A 10,484-nucleotide genomic window follows, 5' to 3' on the forward strand; every position below is an offset into this window, starting at 1 on the left:
AGCCTCCTCGTGGCGAGCCTCCTCGTGGCGAGCCTCCTCGTGGCGAGCCTCCTCGTGGCGAGCCTCCTCGTGGCGAGCCTCCTCGTGGCGAGCCTCCTCGTGGCGAGCCTCCTCGTGGCGAGCCTCCCGAGACAGGCATCCTGAGGCCGCCATCCTGAGGGGGCACCCTGAGGGGGCACCCTGAGGGGGCACCCCAACAGAGAATCCCCAAGCGCACGCTCCGGCGGACACCTCCTGGGGACGAGCCACCCCCACCGACTCGCCCCCGAAAGCTCCCTGCCAGCCGCCACCCTCCATCACGGCCACACCCAGATCCGTCTGACGGTCCCGCCGGGTCCCAGCGGTGGGCCCCCTCGGAGACATCCACGGCAGCTCCCCACGATGCCTCCTCCCGGCACGCTTCACGGGGGCTGTCCGCCGGAGACTCCTCACGTCGGGTCCTCGCAGGAACTTCCCCAGGGCTCCTCACGGAGGAAACTGCTCCCTCGCGGGGACTCTCTCGGGAGGCTCGTCAGACGAGTGGCTTCTGCCGGGGGGTTCCTCGTGGGTGCTCCTCGTGGGTGCTCCTCACCGGGGACTCCCCACCAGGGACTCTCACGGAGGCTCCTCACGGGGACGCTCGCCGGAGCTCTCCCCCCGGAAGTCCTCTCCTCTCAGTGGAGTGCCATGGCGGCGGCCCACGATGGCTCTCCACGAGGCGGAGATGACGAGTGAGGAGGCTCCCAGCCGAACCCGCAGTGGGGGGACGGGCTCTTCGCGAGAGTCCCCCTCCGACGGACTACCGCCCCGATCGACCGTCGCCGACACGCCGCAGAAGCGTCGGCACACCCTGGAAGCACAGCTCAAGATCCCCGCCAAGCGCCACGGCACCGATCTCAGCCATCTGCGTACCGACGTCCCCCGGCGTTCGACCGGAGCTCAAGATGGCCGGTCATCGACGATCACCGATGGGCCGCCGCCCAGGCGTCGTGCCGCGCGGCGAGGAGCTCGCGGCGACCCAGCAGCCGACCACGTCGCCCGGCGGAGCGCCGTACACCCCCAGCACTCAACGCACACACAGCGCCCGCCGCACACACCCAAAGCCAAAAAAGCCGTACGGCCCGCACCCGGAAGGGTGCAGGCCGTACGGCTGAAGAGAAACGCTGAAGAGGAACCAGGTCAGTGGCCGTGGCCGTGACCGTGACCCCCGCCGGCGGCCGGGGCCTCCTCCTCGGGCTTGTCCACCACGAGCGCCTCGGTGGTGAGCAGCATGCCCGCGATCGAGGCCGCGTTCTGCACGGCAGAGCGGGTGACCTTCACCGGGTCGATGACGCCCTGAGCGATCAGGTCGCCGTATTCGCCGGTGGCGGCGTTGAGACCGTGACCAGCCTTGAGCTCGGCGACCTTGTGCGTCACCACGTAGCCCTCGAGGCCGGCGTTCTCGGCGATCCAGCGGGCCGGCTCGACCAGCGCGCGGCGCACGACGCCGACGCCGGTGGCCTCGTCACCCGACAGACCGAGGTCGTCGAGCTCCTTGCCCACGTGGATGAGCGCGGAGCCACCGCCGGAGACGATGCCCTCCTCGATGGCGGCCCGCGTCGCGGAGATCGCGTCCTCGAGGCGGTGCTTCTTCTCCTTCAGCTCCACCTCGGTGGCGGCGCCGACACGCAGCACGCACACACCGCCGGCGAGCTTGGCCAGGCGCTCCTGCAGCTTCTCGCGGTCCCAGTCGGAGTCGGACTGCTCGACGGCAATCTTGATCTCCTTGACCCGGTCCTCGATGGCCTGCGGGTCACCCGCGCCGTCGACGATGGTCGTGGTGTCCTTGGTGACCACGATGCGGCGGGCGGTGCCGAGCACCTCGGTGCCGACGTGCTCCAGCTTGAGGCCGACCTCTTCGCTGACGACCTGGCCACCCGTGAGGATGGCGATGTCCTGCAGCATCGCCTTGCGGCGGTCGCCGAAGCCCGGGGCCTTGACGGCCACGGAGGTGAAGGTGCCGCGGATCTTGTTGGTGACCAGAACGGCCAGGGCCTCGCCCTCGACGTCCTCAGCGATCACGAGCAGCGGCTTCTTCGTCTGCGCGATCTTCTCCAGCAGCGGCAGGAAGTCCGCGATGGAGGAGATCTTGCCCTGGGTGATCAGGACGTAGGCGTCCTCGAGGACCGACTCCATGCGCTCGGGGTCGGTGACCATGTAGGCCGACAGGTAGCCCTTGTCGAACTGCATGCCCTCGGTGAACTCGAGCTCCATGCCCATGGCGTTGGACTCTTCGACGGTGAGGACACCGTCCTTGCCCACCTTGTCGAACGCCTCGGCGATCAGGTCGCCGATCTGCGCGTCCTGAGCGGAGATCGTCGCGACATTGGCGATCTCCTTCTTGTCCTCGACCGGACGGGCGCTGGCGAGCAGCTTGTCGCTGATCGCCCTGGCGGCCTTGTCGATGCCGCGCTTGAGCGACAGCGGCGAGGCGCCGGCGGCCACGTTGCGCAGGCCCTCGCGGACCATGGCCTGGGCCAGGACGGTCGCGGTGGTGGTGCCGTCGCCCGCGATGTCGTTGGTCTTGGTGGCAACTTCCTTGGCGAGCTGGGCGCCGAGGTTCTCGTAGCGCTCTTCCAGCTCGATCTCACGAGCGATGGTCACACCGTCGTTCGTGATCGTCGGCGCACCGAACTTCTTGTCGATGACGACGTTGCGGCCACGCGGGCCGAGGGTAACCTTCACGGCGTCCGCGAGGGCGTTCACACCGCGCTCGAGCGCGCGGCGGGCGTCCTCGTCGAACTCCAGGATCTTCGCCATGCTGAATGTCCTCTCCTGGCGTCGAAAGCCCCGGCCGCCCTCAAGAGCGCCCGGGGCTCGACACAACCGGCTTACTTCTCGATGATCGCGAGAACATCGCGGGCGGAGAGCACGAGGTACTCCTCGCCGCCGTACTTGACCTCGGTGCCGCCGTACTTGCTGTAGAGGACGATGTCGCCCTCCGAGACGTCGAGCGGAATCCGCTTGTCGCCGTCCTCATCCCAGTTGCCGGGGCCCACCGCGAGGACCTTGCCCTCTTGCGGCTTCTCCTTGGCGGTGTCCGGGATGACCAGGCCAGAAGCGGTGGTCTGCTCGGCCTCAAGCGGCTGAACCACAATGCGGTCGCCGAGCGGCTTAACGGGAACCTTGGTGGCGGTCGTCACGATCGGACCTCCCCTTCAGATTTGAATGATCTAGAAGAGGCGACCAGCTGGGCCTGCCGTCGCGGGTGTCAGACCTGCCTCGTCGCACGTTGGCACTCTCAGTGCGAGAGTGCCAACAGGAAACATATGCAAGAGGGGCTTGACAGTCAACATGAACGCGTCTGCTGAGAGCGATCAGGCCTGAGAGCGGTCATGAGATCGCCTGATTTACGCGGTTCTACCAGCCACGACTGTGACAAGTCTCCCACGTGCGTGGACATCCACACATGCACCGCGCCGCCCGCTGACCTGACCGACCGCTCGCAACGATCTCCCGGATCGATCAGCACCCGAGACGATCATCCCGGACCACCACCGGGAACGATCACCCCGGATCACCGTCCTGGATCACCGTCCTGGAGACGCTCCCTGGAGATGCCCTTGGACAACGACCCTCACACGACGACCCCCGGACGACGGCTCAGGCGGAAGCGGCGGGCAGGGCGGCGGCGGATGGAAACCTTGGGCGCCCACGGAGGACCCAAGGAACCCCACTCCGGTGCCGCCGGGCACCCACCGCCCTCAACCAGCGCTCACGGACCGGGGCACTCACCCAGCGCTCTCGGCCTGGGACCCGCCCGACGCGCCCCAGGCCGGGGGACCCGACAGCGCCCCCTGGCCGGGGCATCCGTCTCGTCGCGCTAACGTCGTCCGACGTGGACCTCGACGCCTTCACCGAGTTGCTGACCCCGCGCGGACAGCGGGCGCTCGCCGAGGCCGGGGAGCTGACCGGCAAGGACCCGGTCGCCGCCGCCACGACGCTGCGCAAGACGTACGACGCCGCCCTCACCTCCGCCGCCCTCACCCAGGCCGGTCTCAGGGAGCGGGCGAAGGCGAAGTTCGGGGCGGACGCCGAGCGGATGTACTTCACCCCACACGGGCTGGAGCAGTCCACCCGGGCGGAGGTCGCCGAGCACCGCGCCCGCCGCCTGGTCGCCCTGCACCACGCCGGCTCGCCGGAGGCTACGCAGGCCCCACGGGTCGTGGACGCCTGCTGCGGGATCGGCGGCGACCTTCTCGCGCTGGCCCGCGCCGGTTGCACCGTGACGGCCGTGGACACCGACCCGCTGACCGTCGCCGTGGCCAGGGCCAACGTGGAGGCGTTCGGGCTGGGCGACGCGGTGACCGTGACCGTGGGGGACGCGGCGGAGGTCGAGCCCGAGGCGTACGACGTGCTGTTCGCCGATCCGGCTCGGCGGACGAGCAGGGGCAGGACGTTCGACCCCATGGCGTACTCGCCGCCGTGGCCCGTGGTCCTCGACCTGGCCGGCCGTGCCCGCCTGGCCTGTCTCAAGGTCGCCCCCGGCATCCCGTACGAGTTCATCCCCGAGGACGCCGAGGCCGAATGGGTCTCCTACAAGGGCGAGGTCAAGGAGGCCGCGCTCTGGATCGGCCAGGGAGTGGGCAGCCGGACACCGACCCCGGACGGACAGACGCAGGGGACGGACGCACAATCGCAGGGGGCGCAGGGGCCGGGTGAGGAGGTGCGTGGGCCGGGGAGGCGGGCCACCCTGTTGCCCGGCGGCCACACCCTGACCGCCACCGGAGTCCAGGCGCCTGCCGGGCCCGCCGGGCGGTACGTGTACGAGCCCGACGGCGCCGCCATCCGCGCGCACCTCGTGGGCGAAGTGACCGAAATGGTGAACGGACGCCTGCTCGACCCGATGATCGCCTACATCACCGGGGACGCACCGATCGACACCCCGTGGGCCTCTCGATATGAAATCGAGGAGGTTATGCCGTTCTCTCTAAAAAGGCTGCGCACCGCACTCCGTGAGCGACAAATCGGCAATGTCACTATCAAGAAGCGCGGCTCCGCCGTGGACATCGAACGCCTGCGCTCCGATTTGCGGCTCAACGGGAAGAATTCTGCGGTAATCATCCTTACCAGAATTGCCGATAAACCCTCCGTCCTCATCTGTGACACCACCCCACCTGCCTGAACACCCCAAACCGGTCATTGTCTCGTTAACCGCGATCTTTCAATTCAGCCCTGACGGACCTTGATCGAAAGGCTAAGGTGGGCGGGCGGGAGTTCTCCCCCCTAATGCGGTTAACCGCGTTCGCTCTCTTTCATCTGCAAACCGGACCTATCCCACCGCTGCGCGGCAGACCGTCGGCGAGCGAAGGAGCTTTCGGTGGACCTTTCCAACCACACCACCCTTCTTCAGGCAGGCGGTCATGCCGCCATCTCCGAGAGGATGCGAGACCTGCTGGCGCGCGCCGCACAGGACCATGTGTACGAGCAGCGCACCCAGGGAGCCGTGCTCGACGAGATCCGCCAGCGACTCGAAGGGATGGAGTGGCTGCTGCGCGAGGTCCGCGAGCGCGAGCTCGGCGGCCTGAGCGGCACTTTGCAGGCGGTCAACGGCCGGCTGGAGGACATCACCACCAAGCCGCCGATGTGGGCCGAGGGCCTGGCGCAGCATGTGGAGGCGGTTCGCGACCATGTGGACGCCGTCGGGGAGAAGGTGGGCAGCGTGGACGCCCGCGTGGCCCCGGTCGCCGAGCTGCCGAGCCTGTGGGCCGACCTCGGCACCGTCGGCGAAAGCGTGGACGAAGCACTCAATCGCCTGCAAACCGTTCTTGATTCCACTGATGGCATTACTAGGGGAATGTCCGACTTCGCCACCGCGTTGGCCACCCTCAACTCCAGCATGGAGGCGGCCGCCAGCCGCTTCACCAGGCTCGACAAGTCGATGACCGAGCTGGCCACGCGTACCGACCGGGTGGAGATCGTGGTCGCCGACCTGTCGGAAGGCATCGGCGAGCGCCTGGCCGGCACGGCCGAGCAGTTGTCCGTCCAGGTGGAAGCCGCCGAGCAGCGCCTGACCGCCCGGCTGGACGAGACCGACCAGCGCCTCACCACCCGCCTCGACGAGACCGACCAGCACGTCGCCGCCCGCCTGGAGGAGACCGGCCGGCACGTCACCGCCCGGCTCGACGAGACCGACCAGCGGCTGACCACCCGCCTGGACGAGACCGACCAACGCCTCACCACCAGGCTCGACGAGACCGACCAGCGCCTCACCACCCGCCTCGACGAGACCGACCAGCGCCTCACCACCAGGCTCGACGAGGCCGACGAGCGGCTCTCGGTCCAGCTCAAGGAGGCCGACGAGCAGCTCACCACCCGCCTGTCCGACGTCGAGCAGCGGCTCGCCATGCGGCTGGACGAGGCCGACCGCCACCTCGCGGTCCAGCTCGGCGAGAGCGAGCAGCGCCTGGCGGCCAGGCTCGACGGCGTCGACTCCAAGCTCGACAGGGCCGAGGGCAGGCTCATCGGCCTCGACTCCAGGCTGACCGGCTTCGACAGCCGCCTGGAGTCCGCCGACGAGTGCCTGGCCGACATCGACACCAGGCTCGACGGCCTCGACGGCACCGTGGGCGGCGTCGACAAGCGCCTCACGTCCGTGGACGGCCGGCTCGGCGGTGTGGACAAGCGGCTGGCCACCATGGACGGGCACCTGGGCCGCCACGACGACCGGTTCGACGCGCTCGACGTACGCGTCGACGCCCGTTTCGCCGCGCTCGACGAGCGGATGGCCACCACCGACCAGCACCTCAGCGAGGGTGTCACCCGCAACGAAGGCCGCTTCAACAAGCTCGACACCCAGATGGACGCCATCGACGAGCGGCTGGTCGAGGCCGAGGAGCACCTGAGCAGCCGCTTCGACGCCATCGACGGCCAGTTCGGCGGGCTCGACTCCCGCTTCAACGGCCTCGACACGCACGTCAACGGCCTGGCCACCCGCGCCGTGCAGGCCACCGAGCACCTGGAGGCGCTGGACGACCGCATCGAGGCGGTCAACCAGCGCGTGGGCCAGCTCCCCACCACTCTGGCCATCCCCGAGCGGGTCGGCGCGCTGATCCAGTCGCAGGCCGGCGAGCAGGCCGAGCGCCTGACGGCCGCCGCGGAAGCGCTCACCGAGCTGGTCAGCGCGCGCCCCGACCGCGACGATCTCGCCGAGACGGTCACGGGCATCGTCCAGCCCGCCACCACCGACCTCACCAAGCGCCTCGGCGCGCTGGAGGAGACCATGCTGGTGCTGGCCGAGGCCCTGCTCAGGCCGACCAGGACCAAGGACTGACCCCACCCGGCCCCCGGCCGGCCCGAACCTGCTGCACCGCAGCTCGGGCGGCCTGGCCGGCGTGACCGCGTGGCCGGCCCGTACCAGCCTCACCGGAGTTGGGGGAGCTTGTCCGGGTGGGCCAGGCCGTACGCCTCCAGGATCCGCGTCCCCGAGGCATCCAGCTCGACGGTGAGGGCGGCGCGCACCTCACCGCCGGCCATCAGCAGGCAGGTCGCGCCCGCCCACCGCCGCTCGCACCCCGCCAGCCGGGGCCCGATCCTGGACAGCAGCCGCGCCACCTTCTCAGCGCCCCGGACCGGTCGCAGCGCGACCCGGACCTGCCCGCCGCCGTCGTTCCACAGGGTGACGTCCGGGGCGAGCACGTCCAGCAGCTCCGCCAGGCTGCCGCCCAGCGCCGCCGCCACGAACCGCTCCGCCGCCCGCCGCGCCTGCCCCGGATCGGCCGCGGAGCGCGGTCGCGCGGCCTGCACGTGCGCCCTGGCCCGGTGCGTGAGCTGCCGGGCGGCAGCCGGAGTGCGGTTCAGGATCCGGGCGATCTCCGCGTGCTCGAACCCGAACGCCTCTCCCAGCACGAACGCCGCCCGCTCCGGCGGCGACAGCGTCTCCAGCACCACCAGCAGCCCCCTGCTGATGCGGTCGGCTCCGGACTCCGGGTCCTCGGCGTTCACCAGCGGCTCGGGCAGCCACGGCCCCACGTGGCTCTCCCGCGCGGTCCGCAGGGCGCGCAGCCGGTCGAGCGAGCGCCGCACGGCGATGTGTACGAGGTAAGCCCGGGGGCAGACCACCTCGGCCCGGTCCACCCTGGACCAGCGCAGCCACGTGTCCCGCACGACGTCCTCGGCGTCGGCCACGCTGCCGAGCACGTCGTACGCCAGCGTGAACAGCAGATTCCGGTGCTCGCCGAAGACGCCGAAGACATCGTCCACATTCCTCACTCCTCAGCCGGGTGCCTGGCCATAAGACTCACGGGCACCCCGGGAACGTGACATGCGGAAGACGCGGAGCCTCAGACGTGGACCGTGGTGATCGGCAGCGAGGAGTCGGCGGGGATCTGCAGCGAGGAGGGCGTGACCCCGGCCGCGACCAGGTCGGAGCCGAGGGCGGCGACCATGGCGCCGTTGTCGGTGCACAGCCCGGGACGCGGCACCCGCAGGCGTACGCCGGCCGCGTCGCAGCGTTCCTGGGCCAGCGCCCGCAGCCGGGAGTTGGCCGCCACGCCGCCGCCGATCAGCAGGTCGTGCACGTCGTATTTCCGGCACGCCTGCAACGCCTTGCGGGTCAGCACGTCCACCACGGCCTCCTGGAAGGAGGCGGCCACGTCGGGCACGTGGACGGACTGCCCGGACGCCTCGCGGGCCTCGACCCAGCGCGCCACGGCGGTCTTGAGCCCGGAGAAGGAGAAGTCGAGCGTGCCGTCGTCGATCTTGCCCCGCGGGAACGCGATCGCGGTCCCCGAGCCGTCGCGGGCGGCCCGGTCGATGTGCGGCCCGCCGGGGAACGGCAGCCCGAGCACCCGCGCGACCTTGTCGAACGCCTCGCCGGCCGCGTCGTCCACGGTCGAGCCGAGCGAGATCACGTCGTCGGCCACGTCGGGCACGAGCAGCAGCGAGGAGTGGCCGCCGGAGACCAGCATGGCGATGCACGGCTTGGGCAGCGGCCCGTGCTCCAGCTGGTCGACCGCGACGTGGGCGGCCAGGTGGTTGACGCCGTAGAGGGGCACGCCGAGCCCGAGCGCGTAGGACTTGGCCGCGGCCACGCCGACCAGCAGCGCCCCCGCCAGCCCGGGGCCCGCCGTCACGGCGATGGCGTCGATGTCGGAGAACTTGAGCCCGGCGTCGGCCAGCGCGGCCTCCACCGTGGGCGTCATGGCCTCCAGATGGGCGCGCGAGGCGACCTCGGGCACCACGCCGCCGAACCTGGCGTGCTCCTCCATGCTGGAGGCGATCGTGTTGGCCAGCAGCGTGTGGCCCCTGACGATGCCGATGCCGGTCTCGTCGCAGGACGTCTCGATGCCCAGGACCAGGGGTGCGTCAGTCACCAAGCTTCCTTCTCATCATGATCGCGTCGGTGCCGTCGTCGTAGTAGCGGCGGCGGGTGCCGATGTCCTCGAACCCGAAATGCCGGTATACGGCCTGTGCCCGGGGGTTGTCGGCCCGAACTTCCAGGAAGATCTCGCGCGCCCCCCTGCGGACCGCCTCGCCCAGCAGCTCGGTCAGCAGGGCGCTGCCGAGGCCGGTGCCCTGGTGCTTTTCCAGCACCGCGATGGTCTGCACGTCGGCCTGGTCGGCCGCGGCGGCGAGCCCGGCGTAGGCCACGATCTCGTCGTCGACCAGGACCACCACGTAGTGGCGCGAGCGCGGCATGTCGGCCAGCTCGCCGCGCATCATGCCCTCGCTCCACGCGTCGAGCGGGAACGTGGCCCGTTCGATCGCCATGACCGCGGGCAGGTCTGCCTCGGTCATCCGTCTCAGTTTCACGCCGTCACCCGCTTGGGCGCGCCGGGCACGACGGCGTCGGGTCTGCGCAGGTAGATCGGGCGCGGGGGGTCGAGCGGCGTGCCCTCGGCGAGCCGCTCGGCCGCCAGGGCGGCCAGGGCTCCCGCGTACGGGTACGGCGGAACGTCGTCGAGCTCGGAGCCCCCTTGTCCCAAAATTTCGGCATAAAGCGCGGCGCCAGCCCCCACGACCGGCAACCCCTCCAGGGGCACCTCGGCGGGCCGGTCCACGAAGGGCCCGTCCTGCCGGGTGCGCATGTCGGAATATCGCCCCCAGAACACCTCTTTGCGCCGCGCGTCGGTGGCCACCAGGAACGGCTCAGCGAGCCCGCTGCCATAGGCCACCGCGTCAAGCGTGCAGATGCCGTACGCGGGCACGCCCAGCGTGGTGGCGAGCCCCTGCGCGGTCATCAGGCCCACGCGCAGCCCGGTGTAGGGGCCGGGGCCGCTGCCCGCCACGATGGCCGTCACGTCGCGCAGCGACGCCCGTGCCTCGCCCAGCACGAGCTCGATGGTGGGGGCGAGCAACTCGCCGTGACGCCGGGCGTCGATCGTCGTCGACTCGGCGAGGACCCGCTCCCCGTCATGGAGGGCGGCGGTGACGGCGGGCGTCGCGGTATCAAAGGCCAGGACCAGCACGACTGTTTAGCCTACCCGCCGGACCAGCCCCACCCGGCCCGTACGCCGCCATAGACG

8 protein-coding genes are annotated in these 10,484 nt (G+C 70.6%); 2 read left to right on the top strand and 6 right to left on the bottom strand.

The window, feature by feature from the left end:
* Positions 1-1,158: 1,158 nt before the first annotated feature.
* Together groL and groES are read right to left on the bottom strand one after the other, a co-directional pair.
* Positions 1,159-2,778 (bottom strand): chaperonin GroEL, encoded by a 1,620-nt coding sequence (gene groL, locus ETD85_RS55210; RefSeq protein WP_138697862.1) that lies wholly within the window; start codon positions 2,776-2,778, stop codon positions 1,159-1,161.
* Between the two features lie 71 nt (positions 2,779-2,849).
* Positions 2,850-3,161, bottom strand: a complete 312-nt coding sequence (gene groES / locus ETD85_RS55215) for a co-chaperone GroES (protein ID WP_043623565.1) — start codon at positions 3,159-3,161, stop codon at positions 2,850-2,852.
* Between the two features lie 695 nt (positions 3,162-3,856).
* Here groES and ETD85_RS55220 point away from each other — a divergent pair.
* Entirely contained in the window at positions 3,857-5,143 is a 1,287-nt protein-coding gene (locus ETD85_RS55220; protein WP_138697863.1) for a class I SAM-dependent methyltransferase, read from the top strand.
* 195 nt (positions 5,144-5,338) lie between these two features.
* Positions 5,339-7,291: an apolipoprotein A1/A4/E domain-containing protein gene (locus tag ETD85_RS55225; protein ID WP_138697864.1), complete on the top strand. Its 1,953-nt coding sequence runs from the start codon at positions 5,339-5,341 to the stop codon at positions 7,289-7,291.
* 89 nt (positions 7,292-7,380) lie between these two features.
* Here the strand turns inward: ETD85_RS55225 and ETD85_RS55230 are convergent, their stop codons facing one another.
* From ETD85_RS55230 to tsaB, 4 genes are all read right to left on the bottom strand, one after another.
* Positions 7,381-8,220 (bottom strand): sigma factor-like helix-turn-helix DNA-binding protein, encoded by an 840-nt coding sequence (locus ETD85_RS55230; protein ID WP_206059493.1) that lies wholly within the window; start codon positions 8,218-8,220, stop codon positions 7,381-7,383.
* A gap of 80 nt (positions 8,221-8,300) precedes the next feature.
* Complete coding sequence (gene tsaD / locus ETD85_RS55235) at positions 8,301-9,332, bottom strand: tRNA (adenosine(37)-N6)-threonylcarbamoyltransferase complex transferase subunit TsaD (protein WP_138697866.1); 1,032 nt, start codon at positions 9,330-9,332, stop codon at positions 8,301-8,303.
* Entirely contained in the window at positions 9,325-9,756 is a 432-nt protein-coding gene (gene rimI / locus ETD85_RS55240) for a ribosomal protein S18-alanine N-acetyltransferase (RefSeq protein ID WP_138697867.1), read from the bottom strand. Before rimI ends, tsaD begins: the two co-directional genes overlap by 8 nt.
* An 11-nt stretch (positions 9,757-9,767) precedes the next feature.
* Positions 9,768-10,427: a tRNA (adenosine(37)-N6)-threonylcarbamoyltransferase complex dimerization subunit type 1 TsaB gene (gene tsaB, locus ETD85_RS55245; RefSeq protein WP_138697868.1), complete on the bottom strand. Its 660-nt coding sequence runs from the start codon at positions 10,425-10,427 to the stop codon at positions 9,768-9,770.
* Positions 10,428-10,484 lie beyond the last annotated feature (57 nt).

The organism is Nonomuraea zeae, assembly GCF_005889725.1.
GTDB lineage: Bacteria > Actinomycetota > Actinomycetes > Streptosporangiales > Streptosporangiaceae > Nonomuraea > Nonomuraea zeae.